Source organism: Rhodococcus sp. MS13, from assembly GCF_013277835.1.
GTDB lineage: Bacteria > Actinomycetota > Actinomycetes > Mycobacteriales > Mycobacteriaceae > Rhodococcus_F > Rhodococcus_F erythropolis.
Genome location: NZ_VBTL01000013.1, coordinates 235,885 through 252,303 on the forward strand (window position 1 = coordinate 235,885; position 16,419 = coordinate 252,303).

Below are 16,419 nucleotides of genomic sequence, written 5' to 3' on the forward strand. Positions count from 1 at the left end.
CGTGCAGACTCAGTATCCGCTGAGTCGTTCCACGAGAGCTGTCTTGATCTCCGGTCGACCAGCCGCGACAAGAGTGAAGGTGGCTTCTCGCATGAGCCGCTCGGGGGTGTTGCTGCCGACGAGGGCGCGGCTTCCGGTCGCAGTGACGAGCGCGGCCGATGCTCGTATCGCAAGTTCCGATGCGCGGGCGCGTGCGGCCGACATGTCGCCGCCGCCGCGCAGTGCTGCATCGAGATCGGCGCGCGCCCGGGCGGCTTGTTCTTCGAACGCGTCGGCGTCGACTCCCAGATCCGCGAGTTCGGTCACGGCGCGGCGGGTGATGCCCATGGCCATCGCGCCATTGAGCCACAAGCCGGGGAGTTGGGTGCTCTGGAACTGTTCGTCGCTGACGACAGCACAGACGTCGGTATCGGGAATTTCGAAAGCGTCGAACACGATTCGGACGGTGTTGCTCCCGCGCGCCGCGATCAGTGGAAGCTCCTCGATCGTCAGACCCGGGGCCTCGCCCACCGGTACGACGGAATGAACGATGGAATTGTCGAACTCGTCGCGCGCCGACACCAAGAGAACATCGACGATGCCCCAACCGGTGACGAAGGGTGCGATCCCGTCGAGGACGTAGCCGTCGTTCACCCGCTTGGCCCACAGGAGCGGTGGGCGGGGGATGGCGCCGGCATAGGCAACCCCACCGCGAATCGTGCCGGAAACCAGACCGTCCCAGTATTGTTCGCGCAGAGACGTATTGGTACTCGCTGCCAGGGCCCCGACGACGCCGTGATGCTGCATCCAGGTGAACGTCGTCGCGAGGCAACCGCCGCACAAGGTTTCGAGGACCTCGACCAGTTCTTCGCTGCTGGGGCCACCGTCACCGAGGGCGGCGATGCCGTAGAAGCCGTCGGCGGCGAGCGCGTCGAAATGGCTGCTGGGGATTTCTCCGTCGGCGTCGACGCTGTCGGCGACGGGAAACAGAACGGTATCGGCGATCTCACGCGCAAGTTCCGGCCACTTGGTCACGCTGTCAGGGTAAGCCGCGAGCCGGGGTTGTGGTGTGGAACTGCAGCGGTGGCGTATCTAGAAGGACGGCGGTGAACTCACGATGAGGAATCTCGCAACTGCAGCGGTGCGATTGAACCACCGATGCGGGATGGTCGAGGTGTAGAGGAGGGTATCGCCGACATGAAGAACGTGATGCTCGTCCAGCCCGACCTCGACCTCGACAGATCCTTCGAGAACATGAATGAATTCTTCGCCGGCATGCTCGGTGTGCTCACCTGCCTCGGAGTGAGGTGCTGCCGTGATCTCGTTGGGTTCCATGGTCCGTGAACCGGTCGAGCAGAATCGGATCACCGAATCGTGTGCCAGTTCGAAGGTTCGCCCCTCGCCGGCGCGGACGAGGCTGGACGGAGTTCGCTCGCCCTGTGCCAAGAGTGAGTGCGCCGTGGTGCCGAGCGATTGCGCGAGGCGATGAAGGTTCATGACGCTGGGTACTGCGTGCCCGTTTTCGGTTTGGCTCAGGAATGGCTGCGACAACCCTGACTTCACGGCAACCTCACGCAACGTCAAACCGGCTTCTTTTCTCGCTGTCCGCACGGCTGCCCCGATTGCGGTCGCTATCGCTCTCTGGTCGTCGTCCATGTGCCGAAGATAGCAGTGCTCTGGTGAAAGTTTTGATTACACAGACGAAACAAATTCGACCACGGTAAGAAATTATCGACGTGCTGAATAGTCCCGTACACGAAACACTTCCAGCTTCGGACGGAGATCGGCGCATGGCCATCCATCCAGTCGACCAGCGGCTCCCCATTGCCCGCCAGTCTGCTTTTGCTCTTCAGCACGTCCTCATCATGTACACCGGTTGCATCACGGTTCCGCTGGTTTTCGGTGCCGCAGTCGGGCTGGACCGCAACACGGTCGCGATGCTGATCAGTGCGGACTTGCTCGTTGCAGGCATCATCACGATCATTCAGAGCCTGGGCGTCGGCAAGGTTGCCGGTGTCCGCCTGCCGATCGTCTGCGGTGCGACGTTCGCCGGGCTGACGCCGATGATTCTGATCGCCAAGGAGTACGGCCTGCAGGCCGTGTACGGGTCCATGCTGGTCGGTGGCGTGGTCGGCATAGCGTTGGCCGTCCCGTTCGCCAAAATCGTCCGATACTTCCCACCCCTGGTCACCGGCGTCGTCCTTACAGTCATCGGCATCTCGTTGATCGGTGTCGCGGGAGGACTGATCGTCGGAAACGACCCGACCTCCCCGTCGTTCGCCGATCCGAAGAATCTGGCGCTGGCTGCCGCAGTCGTTGTGGTCGCGGTGGCGTTCATCTGCCTCGGTCGCGGGATGTGGACGCAACTCGGTGTACTGATGGCACTGGTGATCGGTACCGTGATCGCCATCCCGATGGGTCTGATCGATCTGAGTGGCGTCGGCGGCTCGGCCTGGGTGGGCTTCCCGATGCCGTTCCACTTCGGCGCTCCGGAGTTTCCCGTCACCGCCGTGGTGGCGATGAGTATCGTCATGGCAGTCGTCTTCGCAGAATCGACGGCGAGCATGCTGGCGGTCAGCGAGATCACCGGAAAGCCTTTGAAAAAAGCAGATCTCGCACGCGGGCTGGTGGCCGACGGCATGTCGGGAGTTCTGGGCGGAATCTTCAATGCCTTTGTCGACACCGTTTTCTCGCAGAATGTCGGCGCCGTTGCCACGACCCGGGTGTACAGCCGGTACGTGACCGCTACCAGCGGTGCCATTCTGATCGTTCTCGGCCTCATCCCGAGAATGGGTGAAGTGGTTGCAGCCCTGCCTGATCCGGTGGTCGGCGGCGTCGGAATCATCTTGTTCTCCACTGTCGCCGTGGTCGGAATCAACACACTGCGCAAGGTCGATCTCAGTGACCCGATCAACACCACGATCGCTGCTGTGTCCGTCGGAATCGGTATTCTGCCGGAATTTGCGGAGGGGATGTTCGAGCGATTCCCCTCCTCGGCTCAGATCCTCCTCGGTAGCGGCATCACCTTGGCTGCGGCCTCTGCCTTTTCACTCAATCTGATGTTCAATCACACCCGACTCGGTGAACTCGCGAGGCGATCGCGAGAGAGCCTCCACCCCACTGCACAAACTGAACCCGCTACCAGCTCTGCAGGAGACGCCAGTGCCATCGTCCCAGTCTGATCCCTTCGAAGTTCCCGTCATCGACATCTCGCCCTACGTACTCGGTGGTGCCGACCAGGACAAGGCGCGAGTAGCCGCCGAAGTCGACCATGCCTGTCGGACTGTCGGTTTCATCCAGATTCGGGGCCACGGCGTTCCGGTCGATGTTTCTTCCGGCCTCGCCGAAGCCATGGACGACTTCTTCGGGCTGCCGATGGAGACGAAAACGGGCTACCGAATCGAGGGCGCGAATCGTGGATACAGCCCGCCCAAGAGCGAGTCGCTGAGCTTGAGCCTCGGCGTCGAATCCGCGACTCGGATGAATGACTTCTTCGAGGCCTTCAACGTCGGAACCGAAGCCAGATCATTCACCGAACTCGAACTGTCGGAGGAGGATTACGGAATCAATCTGTGGCCCGCAGTGCCAGGTTTCACGGAACGAGTGGAGAATTACTACGCCCATGGCGAGCGGGTGGCACGCACACTGACAACTATTTTCGAAGATGCGCTCGGTCTGACCCCAGGATTCTTCGAGTCGATCACCGACCATTCCATCGACGTACTGCGGATGAACAACTACGCATTACCCGAAGGGACGGTGACATTGGACGGTGAGTTGAAGGGTATGGGCGAACATACCGATTTCGGGCTGGTCACCGTGCTGTGGGCGGATCAGGTCGAAGGTTTGCAAGTACTCGGGAGCGACCGACGCTGGCACGATGTCTGGCCGGTCGACGGCGCGCTACTGGTCAATCTCGGGGATCTCACCGCGCGACTGACCAACGACAGGTGGATGTCCACGCTGCACCGAGTTGCGCCTCCGGTGGTGAACGGCACCATCAAGCGTCGGCGATCGGCGGCCTTCTTCCACGACGGAAACGTCGACGCGGTGATTGCGACTCTGCCGAGTTTTCAGGACGACTCCGGCTTGGAGTACGAATCCATTACCGTTCGCGATCACATCAAGGCCAAATTGGCCGGGTCGAGGCAGGGAAAGTCCAACGCCGCCGCAGGTCGTGAGGCGGCTCGGGTACTTTCGGCTGCAGAGCTCGAGATCAAGCAGTGAGTGCACGGAACATCGTCCTCATCCACGGAGCGTGGGCCGGCGGTTGGGTCTGGGATCGTGTGTGTGGCCCACTGAAATCGGCCGGCTTCAATCCCGTTGTGGTGGAGCTTCCAGGCTCGGGAAGTTGGAACCCCGACGACGTGATCGATCTCGACGCAGTTGCCGAACATGTTGTGGCAGTAGTCGAGTCCCTGGACGGGCGGTGCACCCTCGTCGGTCACTCCGGCGGAGGCATCGTGGCCTCACAGGTGGCTGAGTTACTGCCGTCGCGGGTAGCGGGTCTTGTGTACGTCGCGGGGATGATGCTTCCATCGCAGATGGACTTCGGGATGCTCTGCATCGAAGTCGGTCTGGCAAGTCCGGTCGGGATCTCACGTTGGTTGGTCCCCGTGGACGACGGGAATGCGACGGTGGTTCCGCCCGAAGCCGGTGCCGCTGTGTTCTTCCACGAAGCGCCGGTGGCTGATGCGATCTTCGCCGCGCGCATGCTCGTTCCACAACTGGAGTCGGCCCGCCTGATGGCACCCGTCTGGACGGAAGAACGATTCGGAACCGTCCCGCGTTTGTATGTCGAATGCACGCTCGATCGAACCGTGCCGATCGAAGCTCAGCGTGCCATGCAGAAACTTGTTCCCGGTGCCCAGGTGGTCAGCCTGGACACCGACCACGCCCCGCAGTTGTCGAGGCTCCCGGAGTTGATCGAAGCGATCGCCGATTTTGCCCAGAACGCGTTCAGCCGAACTCGACGCCTTGAGCCAGCGGCAACTGGTCCGAGTAGTTGACGGTATTGGTGGCTCGGCGCATGTAGGCCTTCCATGAATCCGAACCCGATTCGCGTCCGCCGCCCGTCTCCTTCTCTCCGCCGAATGCGCCGCCGATCTCCGCACCGGACGTTCCGATGTTCACGTTCGCGATGCCGCAATCGGAGCCGTCGGCGGCGAGGAAGCGCTCTGCTTCTCGCTGATCGAGTGTGAAGATCGAGGATGAAAGTCCTTGAGGTACACCGTTGTGCAGCGCAATAGCGTCGTCGAAGTCGGTGTAGGTCAAGACATAGAGGATGGGTGCAAATGTTTCCGCCCGTACCACCTCGGTCTGTGCGGGCATACGAACGAGAGCAGGTGTCACGTAGAACCCGGATTCGCCGACGCGATCACCGCCACACACCACGGTTCCGCCGTCGCCGCGCGCGGCCGAGAGGGACTTCTGCATTGCCTCGTACGCGGCTTCGTTGATCAGCGGTCCGACCAGAACACCGGAATCGAAGGGACTACCGACCTGGAGTTGCGCGTACGCGGACGCAATGCGGTCGACGACCTTGTCGGCGATCGACTCGTGAACGATGAGTCGGCGCAGTGAGGTGCAGCGCTGCCCGGCAGTTCCCGCGGCGGAGAAGACAATTCCGCGCACGGCGAGCTCGAGATCCGCCGACGGCGTGACGACCGCGGCGTTGTTCCCACCCAACTCCAGAAGACTTCGTCCGAAGCGCGCGGCGACCCGCGGAGCCACGGCGCGGCCCATCCGCACGGAACCCGTGGCGCTGACCAAGGCCACGAGTGGGTTGTCCACCAGCGCCTCACCGACGTCACGTCCGCCGACGACCAACTGGTGCACGTCGATCGGTGCTTCACAATCCGCGAGCGCACGCCGCAGGAGCGCATGACATGCCAGAGCGGTCAACGGAGTGGTTTCCGAAGGCTTCCAGACGACGGAGTCGCCGCAGACCAGAGCAATGGCGGTATTCCACGACCACACCGCTACCGGAAAGTTGAACGCAGAGATGACCCCGACAACGCCGAGCGGGTGCCACGTTTCCGACAACCGGTGGCCGGGACGTTCGGACGGCATGGTGCGCCCGTAGAGCTGCCTGGAGAGACCGACCGCGAACTCGCAGATGTCGATCATCTCCTGTACCTCGCCTAGAGCTTCCGAGGTGACCTTGCCTGCCTCCAGCGTCACGATCTCCGCGAGATCCTCCTTGTGCTCGGTAAGTAGGCTGCCCAGCCGCCGCACCACCGCGCCGCGCGCCGGAGCGGGGACGGTGCGCCAGGTGAGGAACGCTCGATGAGCCGCCTCGACGGCGTCGTCGACCTCTCGGCCGGAGTGCTGCCGGACCGTACGCAGCTGTGTGCCGGTGATCGGCGTGTGTGCGCTCAGATCACCGGCGGGCCACTCGACGCCACAGGCAGCGAGGGCTCTCTCGGCGCGATCAGCGAGGCTCGAAGGATCAGGCAGGTTCACGGGGAGTCCTCTGTGTTAGAAGGCGGGAGTGTTTGTAGGCGGGAGTGGATGTTGGCGGGAGAAAGCAGGGCACGTGATGCCTCTTGTTGTGCGCGGTACAGCTCGAACGGATCTTCGATGGTGCGGTCGATGGCGCCCTCCAATCGATCCTGCCCGTATTCGGCGCCGGGCGCATCGGAAACGAATCCGGTCACGGAATCGAGATTGGACGCGAAGATCCCGGCCGCGGACGCCGGTAGGAAGTCCTCGTAGACGATCGGGTCGCGGACGACAACAGTTCCTTCGTTTCGGTACGTGAAGTACGCCAACCCCGCGTCGTCCAATCCGTCCTCGGTGTGCGGAAATTCGCTGTCCCAGTCGGCGTCCGCGGGCCTTGCGATCAGTCGGTCGTAGATTGCACGCCCGCCGCGGGTCAACGCGATTCCGCGTGCCTCGACCTCGCCGAATCTGACGCGGACAGGTTCTGTGGTGACCGATCCGTCCGGCCGGCGAAAACGTCTGTCTTCGGCGAGTGCGCGAAACGACGTCTGCCGCAGAAGCAGTGGCGGTCCATTCCACCTCGGCGGGCCTTGGATGCGGTCGATCATGGTGATGCCGCGCTCGGTCATTCGGCGGTACAACTCGTCGATGTCGAGCACTCGCGGGGTGAGGTGGTTGACATGTGTCGAGCCCTGGCCGGCGATGTCTGCGGCGACAGGTGAGATCGCGGCAAGTTCGCGATACCAACCGGCGTCGATGGGATCGGTGCCGAGCCGAAACGCCGAGGTCGCCGCTTCGACGAATTGTGTCGCCTCGGGCTCCGGTAGGCCGCACTCGCGGTTCGCTTGCCGTGCCCACTGCAGAAGTTCTGGAGAGAACAGGGTGCGGCGACGCAGGAACCCGGTGATCCGACGCTCGAGGTCGGTGTCGAAGAACCTGGAATCGGAGCCGGTCAGTACCGAAGTGAAAACACGGAACGGGTTACGGGCGAGTTCGGCAGGTTCGGTGGGGCGAAACGCCGTCGAGACAACGGGAATGGGGGAGTCGGTGAGCCGGAGGTCGTAGTAGCCGACCGGAAACATACCGAATCCGCCGAAGACGGTGGCTACGTCACGTAGTTCGTCGAGAGTCCCCAGTCTGATGGCGCCGTGACGCTCGGCGCTGACTCTCGCCAGGCTGCCCAGGCGCTCCGCCGAATCCGGGTGTTCGGTGGCAAAATCGCGGTTCACCTGCATCGTTACATCTACCAAGGTGTTGTAAGCGGGGACCTCGTCGCCATACATCTTGGCGAGGGCCGCTGCGAACCGTGCACGTAGCTCCCAGGTTTCAACCATACGAATGTCCGATTGCGTTAGCCTGCGCAGGTGCGAGAAACAGAAACCAGTGACGCTGCCGGGGTTCCGGTCGACGAAACCGATCGACTTTTGATGCGTGAATTGGTCTTGGACGGCCGTGCCACTCTCGCGAGTCTTGCTGAGAAGGCAGGACTCTCGATCTCTGCAGTCCAGTCGAGAGTGCGTCGATTGGAGTCTCGCAAGGTGATCCGTGGCTACTCGGCGAAGATCGATCCGGAGGCACTCGGTCATAATCTGTCCGCATTTGTCGCAATCACTCCTCTCGATCCTTCGCAGCCCGACGATGCGCCTGCTCGCTTGCGTCATCTACCGGCCGTCGTCTCGTGTCACTCCGTGGCCGGGAGCGAAAGCTACGTCCTCCTGGTCCGGGTGGCGTCACCTCGCGCGTTGGAACGATTGCTGCAGGAGATCCGTACGGCAGCCAACGTCAACACGCGAAGCACCATCATCCTACAAACTTTTTACGACGAATGACGGGTCTTACGTAACTTTTGCGGCCTCCTATCGACACTTTCGTAAAATTGACATAATCTTCGCAGTATGAGTACTGCGATGCGAGACTTCGGTGACAGTGCGCTCTTTCCGGTCTACGAGGTGCTGAAGGCCAGCATTCTCGTCGACGGATTCGATCTGATTCTCGATGTGCAAAGGTCGCAGGGTTCGTATCTCCGCGACCTGCGAGACGGCACCGAGTTTCTGGACATGTTCGGTTTCTTCGGCTCTTCCGCCCTGGGGATGAATCACCCGGCGATCGCCGACGACGAGGAATTCCAGCAGGAATTGGCCGTTGTCGCCTCCAACAAGCCGAGTAATTCCGACATCTACACCGAGCCTATGGCGCGCTTCGTTGCGGCTTTCGCTCGGGTCCTGGGGGATTCGGCGCTCCCACATTTGTTCTTCGTGGACGGCGGGGCACTTGCGGTGGAAAATGCGCTCAAGGTTGCCTTCGACTGGAAGAGTCGGTTGAACGAAAGCCGTGGATTGTCAAGTGATCTGGGGACGAAGGTCCTGCATTTGACCGAGGCCTTCCACGGTCGTAGCGGATACACGATGTCGCTCACCAATACCGAACCGGGCAAGGTCGCGAGATTCCCCAAGTTCGACTGGCCCCGGATCGACTCGCCGTATCTCGCAGACGGTCGCGATGTCGAAGCTGCGGAGAGGCAAGCTCTCGAGCAAGCGCGCCGAGCGTTTTCCGACAACCCCGACGATATAGCCTGTTTCATCGCCGAGCCGATCCAAGGCGAAGGCGGTGACCATCACCTCAGGCCGGAATTCCTGCAGGCGATGCAAGAGCTGTGTCGTGAGAATGACGCCCTCTTCATTCTCGACGAGGTGCAAACGGGATGCGGAATCACCGGAACCGCTTGGGCCTATCAGCAATTGGGATTGCATCCGGATGTGGTGGCCTTCGGTAAGAAAACGCAGGTGTGCGGCATCATGGCCGGCGGTCGAGTGGATGAAGTGCACGACAATGTGTTTCACGTCAGTTCCCGGATCAATTCGACGTGGGGTGGCAACCTCACCGACATGGTGCGCGCCCGGCGGATACTCGAAGTCATCGAGCAGGACCGACTGATCGACCGCGCGCGATTCACGGGTGCGCATCTCCTTGCCCGGTTGACCGAAGTCTGCGGGCGCTACGCGGCGGCGACCGAGCCGCGCGGTCGTGGTCTGATGTGCGCGATTACGTTGGCGGACAGTGACCTTCGTGATCGCGTCGTCCAGCGACTGCGAGAAGACGAGCATGTGATGATACTGCCAACCGGGAAGAGAGGAATCAGATTCCGTCCCGCGCTGACGGTGACCACCGGTGAGTTGGACGACGCGGTCGACGCAGTCGAGCGAGTGCTCGAGCGCGAAGTCTAGGCTCTGGCCTGGAGTTCGCTCCACACTCGATCCGGTGTCATCGGTGTGGAGTACATACGCACTCCACACGCGTTGGCTATCGCGTTTGCCAACGCCGGTGCTACCGGATTGAAGGGGGCCTCACTCATCGATTTTGCGCCGAAAGGCCCGAGTTTGTCGTACGTGTCGGCAAACAGTACTTCGGTGATCGGCAAATCTCCGATCTGTGGAACGTGGTAATTGCGTAGCTGAGGATTGATCACTCGGCCTTCTTCGATGACGATTTCCTCCGACAGTGCAGCGCCGAGGGCCTGTCCCACACCGCCTTCCACCTGCCCTCGCAGTTGTGCCGGGTTCATGACGGTGCCGGCATCGGCGGCCTGAACCGACTGCAGGATCTTCACCCGGCCGGTATCCGTGTCGACGGCAACGCGAAAACCGTGAACGTTGAACGAGACCGAGCGCGGTGTTCCGTCGTGGCGACCGTCAGCGGCGAGCGGGCCACCTTCGAGTAGCGTCGCGAAATCGAGGCAACCGTGGGACGTTTCGACCCCGTCCGGCGAAAGATCGTCGATCTGCGCGCCGCGGCCACTCAATCGCACCGCACGGGTCAGTATTCGCTCGCGAAGGCGCTCGCAGGCGATCAGGAGCGCCTTGCCGGCGACCACCGTTCCCGTCGACCCGAATGCTCCGGTGTCGTATCCGCCTGCATCGGTGTCGGATTGAACAATCGTGATGCGATCGACTGTCGTCCGCAATTCGGTGGCCGCGATCTGTTGGTGAATCGTGGTGGTTCCGTTGCCGAACTCAGCGGTGCCGATGTTCACCACGTACCGACCGTCGGCCTCGAGTGCGACAGTGGTGTCGGAGAAGTGACCACGCGGCGGGATCGTCGCGATCATGGCAATTGCCATGCCCCGGCCGATCTGCCAACGCGACCCTGCCGGTGCAGCCTCCCCGCGTCCGCTCGACAGTGCACTGTCGACGAGGTCGATGCACTGGTCCAGTCCGTAGCTGCCGAATTCGAGATCACCGTCCTCGACGTGCCAGTCGACAAAATCGTCTCCGGGTACGACGACGTTTCGCCGCCGAAACTCGAAGGGGTCCATGCCGAGACGATCAGCGAGCTGATCCATGGCCGACTCGACGGCGAAGATGATCTGGCCGAGCCCGTAACCACGGAAGGCGCCGGACGGAACGTTGTTCGTGTAGACCGCTTCGGCGTCGACGCGTTTAGTTGCAGCGCGATAGACCGCCATGGATTCGGCGCAACCGTGGAACATGACTCCGATCGAATGGTTCCCGTACGCCCCGGCGTCGGAAAGGACGTCGATGGCCAGTGCAGTGAGAGTTCCGTCGGCATCGGCGCCGGCGCGAACCGAAACTCGCATCGGGTGCCGTGACGGTGCGATGGTGAACTGATCGCTGCGGCTGAACTCGTAAGCAACGGGCCTACCCGTTCGCAGGACGGCGAGTGCGACCAGATCTTCGGTGAGTAGTTCCTGCTTCCCGCCGAAGCCTCCACCTACCCGCTTGGCGAACACCCGGATTCGGCTGCGATCGAGATCGAAGATGTGCGCCAATTCGTCCCGAACCAGAAACGGCACCTGTGTGCTGCTTCTGATGACGAGACGGCCGTCCTCGTCGAGCCACCCCACTGCGCCGTGAGTTTCCAAGGCCACGTGCTGGACTCGCGCAGTTTTCCACGTACCTTCGACGACTGCAGTGGCATCCGCGAGCGCACGGTCCAGATCGCCGACACCATCGTGAAGCGCGGCAACCACGTTGCGAGGGACTTCTGCGATCCGCGAGCTCTCGTCTTTGTCGCCGTGCAGAAGCGGAGCGCCGGGGGAACGCGCCAGATCTGGTTCGAATACCGCGTCGAGTACCTCGTAGTCGACTTCGATCAGCGAGAGTGCACGTTCCGCCTGCGTCGGGGTTTCGGCGATGACCGCGGCGACTCGCTGGCCGCGGAAACGGACGGTCCTGTCGAACACCCGCGTGTCGTCCGGATCGTCGTTGCGGTCCTCGTGCCGGGCGGTCGAGAACAGCACGTCCGGACTGTCCTGAAAGGTGAGGACCGCGGCGACGCCCGGCGCCGCTTCCGCTGCTGCCGTGTCTATCCGGGTTATGTGTGCGTGTGCGTGCGGACTGCCGAGTACTGCGACGTGAAGCAGGCCGATCGGCTTCTCACCCGGGGAGAAGTCCATGGTGTACTGCTCGGTCCCCGTGACGATGCGTGCGGACGCCGGGGCTGCGATGGAACGCCCTTGTGCCCCGCCTGTTTTGGCGGTCTCGGTATTGGATGTACCCGCGAGGGCGTCACGAATGGACCGATAACCGGTGCAACGGCACAGGTTACCTTTCATCGAGCACGCGAGATCGGATTTTTGTTCGACCGACAGCGCTGATGCGGTGACTACCATTCCCGCTGTACAGAAACCACATTGGAATCCACCGGCGTCCACGAATGCCTGTTGAATGGGGTGAAGTTTCTCCGGTGTTCCGAGGCCGGCGGCGGTGACGACGTCGCGGCCGCCGAGGCGGTGGGCGGGAAATATGCACGAATGGGTGGGGTGTCCGTCGACCAGAACCGAGCAGGCGCCGCAGTCTCCGGCATCGCACCCCTTCTTGACGGAGTTCGCTCCGTGCTCGCGGAGGAAGGTTCGCAGGCACTGTCCGGGGCGGGGCTGGTCGTCGCGGGGAACTCCGTCCACCGAGTACTTCATTCCAGTTCACCTCGGATTTCTTCGGCGAGAAGGTCAGTCATCGCCTTCCGCCACGGCGCAGTTCCATGGACATCGGTGAAGTAAGCGTCTTCCGGAATCCTGCTGTGCAACGCATCCGCAAGTGCAGCGGCGTCGGGGAGTTCGTCGAATTTCAGAGCGTACGGACGGCGGGTCGCGGCGGTGATCGCCAGTGTGAAACCGTCGGCACCGCAGCGTCCGGCAACGGCTACGGCCGATCGCCCGAGTGACGTCTGTGCCAGTTTTCGCATCGCGGTACGTGCGGTCAGTGCATGCACGGGAATCCGGATACTGCGGATGATCTCGCCGGGGCCGAGCACGTTGCGAGAATCGTCGATGACGAAATCGACTACGGGGACTGAGTATTCGGTACCGTCCGGACGCCAGATCGTCAGTTCGGCATCGAGAGCGGTGCACAGAGTCGTCATCGCTCCGGCCGGGAAGGAGAGCGCGATGTTGCCGCCGACGGTCGCGTATCGCAACACCTTCCACGATGCGAGCAGTGCGTCAGCGCAGTGTTGGAACAGCGCTGCGGCGGACCATGAGGTGGGAAGACCGGCGCGGCACAGTTCCTCGATGGTGCAGGTGGCCGCGATTTCGAGACCGAGATCGCCGACCACGACAGCTTTCCAGTCGAAGCCCGCAAGGTCGACAAGAGTGGTCAGGTGCGGCTGCGGTTCCGAGTACAGCCAGGTGCCGCCGCCGATGAACCCGATACCGGGTGAGGCACAGGGGAGCTCGGAGCGGGTCCGCGGCACCAGAACTTCGTCGACGCTGTGCAGATCCATCGCTGCCTCAAGCCTTTCCGAGTAGGTCGCGGTGTGCGCGTGCGACATCCGAGGCCACGACGTCCTCGTCGACGGTGGTGACTCGTCCGTCGGCAACTACGATTTGCCCGTTGACGAGTAGTAACTTCAGCGGGGGCGTCGAGCCGAGTACGAGCGCCGCCACCGGATCGGTGATGCCGGCGTGCGCGACGGTGTCGAGTTTCCACACCGCCAGGTCGGCAAGTTTTCCGACCTCGATCGATCCGATTTCGCCCTCGCGGCCCAGAACTCGTGCGCCGCCGATCGTTCCCAATTCCAAGGCTTTTCGCACCGTCATCGTCTGCGGTCCGCCCTTGGCGCGAGCAAACAGAAGCGCATGACGAGACTCCTCGATCAGACTGCATGCTTCGTTGCTCGCCGCGCCGTCCACACCGAGCCCCACGGTGACCCCGCCCTTCACCAGATCGGCGGCACGGGCGATACCGGCCCCCAGTCGCGCATTGGAGGTCGGACAGTGTGCCGCGGCAGTTCCGGTTCGCGCCATCGTCTCGATACCGGCGTCGTCGAGATGGACTGCGTGTGCGTACCAGACGTCCGGACCCACCCAACCGACGCGTTCCATGTATTCGACCGGCGTGCAACCGAAAAGCTCTCGGCAGAAGCTTTCCTCGTCCAGGGTCTCGGCGAGATGCGTGTGCATTCGCACGCCGTTTTCGCGGGCCAGCGTCGCGGACTCTCGGAGCAGTGACTCCGTCACCGAGAAGGGTGAGCAGGGAGCTACCGCGATCTGCAGCATCGACCCCGCATTCGGATCGTGCCAGCGGTCGATCACCGACTGCGTGCCGGTCAGGATGTCGTCGAGTTTTTCCACGACGTGATCCGGTGGCAGGCCGCCGGAACTCTGACCGAGGTCCATCGACCCACGACACGGGTGGAATCGAAGGCCAACCTGCGCAGCGGCGGTGATCTCGGCTTCGAAAACGTCGCCGGCGTCGCGGGGAACGACGTAGTGGTGGTCGGTGGTGGTCGTACATCCGGTTTTTGCCAACCAGGTGAGTCCGCCGGTGGCCGCCACGTGAACGGCGTCGGCGTCGATACCCGCCCAGACGGGGTACAGCGTGGTCAGCCACTCGAAGAGCGTCGAGTCTGCTGCCAGGCCACGGGTGATCCATTGGTAGAGATGATGATGTGTGTTCACCAGACCGGGCGTGATCAGGCAACCGTTGCCGTCGATCACGTGCGCATTCGGGTACACGGGAGCCTTTCCGGCCCCCACGTCGACAATCTTGTTGCCCGAGATCACGACGTAGCCGTCGGGGTGCTCGGAACGCTCGCTGTCCATCGTGACCACATGGGCATTGGCGACGACGAGAGTGGTCCCGAGGGCCGGGTCGGTCACGACAACCAGCCTGAATAGGGTGTCCACGACGGCCCCGCGTCTGGTGCGTCGGATCGGCTGACCGCAGCTTGGATCAGCCCGTACGGACGATCGGCGGCGTGGAACACCTCGTTGTCGTTCTCGACTCCGAAGCGGCCGAGTGCATATTCGAAATGATGCTTGTTGGGTGCCGACAGTCGAACCTCGGCAATGATCGGAAACTCTTCGAGAATTGCCTTGCCGATGTGGAAGAGCGTCTGCTGCAAGGCAAGTGAATGCACCTGCGCGAACTGTTTGACGATTTGTGCCTTGATACCCACGTAGACCGATTCCCAGTCGACGTCGGTGGTGACGAATCGCCACTGGGCGACCAACGTCGTCGCCATGACGCGGTCGTCTGTCGGCTCGAGGATCGTGTACGGGTCTTCGAGGAAACCCGAGAACTCACTACCGGTCGATTTGAGGATCACCAGGTCCTTCAAGCCGCCGATCACCCACGTCCCGGCATCGGCTGTCCCAGTATCGGAGATTGTGATCGACGCCGTCCGAACTTCCTGACCCTTCCGAATCCAGGTGTAGTCGTGCTCGCTGCCGTCGACAATTGCACGCTCCCAAGCGTATTCCTCGATCTCGATCCGCGCGCCACTGACCGGTTCGATGTCGTCGACGAAATGACGGGCGAGTTCGAGTCCGTACGTCTCGATCGAGATCAGACCCTTTTCCTTGGCGTAGGAATAGGCCGTTTGTTTCTGCGTGTCGGTCGGCAGAACCTTCGACTGATCGCCGGTGAGGTACGCGTCGGCGAAATCTCCACGCAGGCAGGTGGAGACGTTGATGTCGTGGATCTCGTGACGAGGAGTGTCGCGGTAGATTCGGACTACCCTGTTCTCAGCTTTGCCGTACTGGTGACCGGTAAGTTCGATGGATCCGCTCAACCGGTCGGTGCTTGTAGCACCGGTCGTGATGTTGCCGGTCGTGATGTTTTCGGTAGTCACGTGTTCAGCTCCCGCGATAGGTGGAATAAGCAAAGGGCGACAGCAACAGTGGGACGTGATAGCCCCGCGCCGTGTCGTCCACCCGGAAGGTCACTGTCACTTCCGGGTAGAAGTTCTCTTGTCCGTTGGTCTCGAAATACGTTCCCGTGTCGAAAGTCAGGGTGTAGTGACCGGTGACCAGACCACCGGGAGCAAGTTCGGGGATGCGGCCGTCGGAGTCGGTCTCGGCGCTGGTGATCGTGACGCCGTCTCGATCACGAAGTTCGACGCGAATCCCCGCCGCGGGAATGCCCGTCGTCGCGTCGAGAACGTGCGTGCTCAGGGTCTTGCTCATGCTGCGCCTCCGGCGAGTGAATCGATCAGACGGGCAAGTCTGATTCGATTGATGGCGGCCAATTCGGTTCGAAGCACGGAACGCTCGGTCGCCGGGTCGTTTCGGAGACGGCCTCGAAGGATGTCGAGGAGCTCCGTTCCAGATTTCCCCGACGCGCAGACCAGGTAAACATGGCCGAATGTCTCTTCGTACTCGGCGTTCTTCTGTCGAAGTTCCGCGAGGACGTCTTCTGTCGCGGACGAGACTCCCGACTGTTCACGGGTCGAGGCCGCACTTTCGCTTCGCTCACCGATTCGTGGGTGGCCGGACAGAGCGTCGTCGATCTCGGACTCGGGAAGCTCGGCCAGCACCGCATCTGCTTTGTCGAACAGAGCTTCCAGATCGGTGAACGGGCGAGACGAGGCGATTTCCTGTGCCCACACGGCGGAATGGCAACACTCGAGCAGCGCCGCGACTGCCTGGTGGTCACCGAGCGCATCGAAGGCTCCGAGACCACTGGAATTCGTTGTAGGCATGTCCACAGGATTACTTGAGCATGTTACGGATCTGTAGCGCAGCAATTACGGGAGATG

The 16,419-nt window shown here is 62.2% G+C and carries 15 protein-coding genes; 5 read left to right on the forward strand and 10 right to left on the reverse strand.

Annotated elements, in window-relative coordinates; all coding sequences use genetic code 11:
- Positions 1-9: 9 nt before the first annotated feature.
- Together FEZ59_RS26810 and FEZ59_RS26815 are read right to left on the reverse strand one after the other, a co-directional pair.
- Positions 10-1,014, reverse strand: coding sequence for an acyl-CoA dehydrogenase family protein (locus tag FEZ59_RS26810; RefSeq protein ID WP_060938856.1), 1,005 nt, complete (start codon positions 1,012-1,014; stop codon positions 10-12).
- A 57-nt stretch (positions 1,015-1,071) separates the two neighbouring features.
- Positions 1,072-1,635, reverse strand: coding sequence for a cupin domain-containing protein (locus tag FEZ59_RS26815; protein ID WP_003940980.1), 564 nt, complete (start codon positions 1,633-1,635; stop codon positions 1,072-1,074).
- Between the two features lie 134 nt (positions 1,636-1,769).
- On the opposite strand from FEZ59_RS26815, the gene FEZ59_RS26820 reads away from it, so the two are divergent.
- Genes FEZ59_RS26820 through FEZ59_RS26830 form a run of 3 tightly spaced genes read left to right on the forward strand, consistent with a single transcriptional unit; the run spans position 1,770 to position 4,988 of the window.
- Positions 1,770-3,161, forward strand: coding sequence for a nucleobase:cation symporter-2 family protein (locus FEZ59_RS26820; protein WP_172933446.1), 1,392 nt, complete (start codon positions 1,770-1,772; stop codon positions 3,159-3,161).
- Entirely contained in the window at positions 3,142-4,206 is a 1,065-nt protein-coding gene (locus FEZ59_RS26825) for a 2-oxoglutarate and iron-dependent oxygenase domain-containing protein (protein ID WP_019747728.1), read from the forward strand. The genes FEZ59_RS26820 and FEZ59_RS26825 overlap by 20 nt, the downstream gene beginning before the upstream one ends.
- A complete protein-coding gene (locus FEZ59_RS26830; RefSeq protein WP_172933447.1) occupies positions 4,203-4,988 on the forward strand; it encodes an alpha/beta fold hydrolase in 786 nt (261 codons plus the stop codon). Before FEZ59_RS26825 ends, FEZ59_RS26830 begins: the two co-directional genes overlap by 4 nt.
- Here FEZ59_RS26830 and FEZ59_RS26835 read toward each other — a convergent pair.
- Both FEZ59_RS26835 and FEZ59_RS26840 read right to left on the reverse strand, forming a co-directional pair.
- Positions 4,939-6,444, reverse strand: coding sequence for an aldehyde dehydrogenase family protein (locus tag FEZ59_RS26835; protein WP_019747730.1), 1,506 nt, complete (start codon positions 6,442-6,444; stop codon positions 4,939-4,941). The genes FEZ59_RS26830 and FEZ59_RS26835 overlap by 50 nt on opposite strands.
- Positions 6,441-7,757, reverse strand: a complete 1,317-nt coding sequence (locus tag FEZ59_RS26840) for a VOC family protein (RefSeq protein WP_172933448.1) — start codon at positions 7,755-7,757, stop codon at positions 6,441-6,443. The genes FEZ59_RS26835 and FEZ59_RS26840 overlap by 4 nt, the downstream gene beginning before the upstream one ends.
- 30 nt (positions 7,758-7,787) lie before the next feature.
- On the opposite strand from FEZ59_RS26840, the gene FEZ59_RS26845 reads away from it, so the two are divergent.
- Together FEZ59_RS26845 and lat are read left to right on the forward strand one after the other, a co-directional pair.
- The gene (locus tag FEZ59_RS26845) at positions 7,788-8,252 is read left to right on the forward strand and encodes an Lrp/AsnC family transcriptional regulator (RefSeq protein WP_019747732.1); all 465 of its coding nucleotides are present in this window, start codon (positions 7,788-7,790) and stop codon (positions 8,250-8,252) included.
- Between the two features lie 66 nt (positions 8,253-8,318).
- Positions 8,319-9,647 carry an L-lysine 6-transaminase gene (gene lat / locus FEZ59_RS26850; RefSeq protein ID WP_172933449.1) on the forward strand — a complete coding sequence of 443 codons (1,329 nt, stop codon included), beginning with the start codon at positions 8,319-8,321 and terminating at the stop codon, positions 9,645-9,647.
- Here the strand turns inward: lat and FEZ59_RS26855 are convergent.
- From FEZ59_RS26855 to uraD, 6 genes are all read right to left on the reverse strand, one after another.
- Positions 9,644-12,355, reverse strand: a complete 2,712-nt coding sequence (locus tag FEZ59_RS26855; protein ID WP_080909731.1) for a molybdopterin cofactor-binding domain-containing protein — start codon at positions 12,353-12,355, stop codon at positions 9,644-9,646. The two genes, lat and FEZ59_RS26855, sit on opposite strands and share 4 nt — an antisense overlap.
- On the reverse strand, positions 12,352-13,161 hold the full coding sequence (locus FEZ59_RS26860) for an FAD binding domain-containing protein (RefSeq protein ID WP_060938629.1): 810 nt from the start codon (positions 13,159-13,161) through the stop codon (positions 12,352-12,354). Before FEZ59_RS26860 ends, FEZ59_RS26855 begins: the two co-directional genes overlap by 4 nt.
- 7 nt (positions 13,162-13,168) lie before the next feature.
- Positions 13,169-14,482 (reverse strand): 8-oxoguanine deaminase, encoded by a 1,314-nt coding sequence (locus tag FEZ59_RS26865; RefSeq protein ID WP_242459955.1) that lies wholly within the window; start codon positions 14,480-14,482, stop codon positions 13,169-13,171.
- A 53-nt stretch (positions 14,483-14,535) separates the two neighbouring features.
- Positions 14,536-15,453 carry a factor-independent urate hydroxylase gene (pucL, locus tag FEZ59_RS26870; RefSeq protein WP_024487453.1) on the reverse strand — a complete coding sequence of 306 codons (918 nt, stop codon included), beginning with the start codon at positions 15,451-15,453 and terminating at the stop codon, positions 14,536-14,538.
- Positions 15,454-15,517: 64 nt separating this feature from the next.
- Positions 15,518-15,847 (reverse strand): hydroxyisourate hydrolase, encoded by a 330-nt coding sequence (gene uraH, locus FEZ59_RS26875; RefSeq protein WP_020907070.1) that lies wholly within the window; start codon positions 15,845-15,847, stop codon positions 15,518-15,520.
- Positions 15,844-16,362: a 2-oxo-4-hydroxy-4-carboxy-5-ureidoimidazoline decarboxylase gene (uraD, locus tag FEZ59_RS26880; protein WP_019747739.1), complete on the reverse strand. Its 519-nt coding sequence runs from the start codon at positions 16,360-16,362 to the stop codon at positions 15,844-15,846. Before uraD ends, uraH begins: the two co-directional genes overlap by 4 nt.
- Positions 16,363-16,419 lie beyond the last annotated feature (57 nt).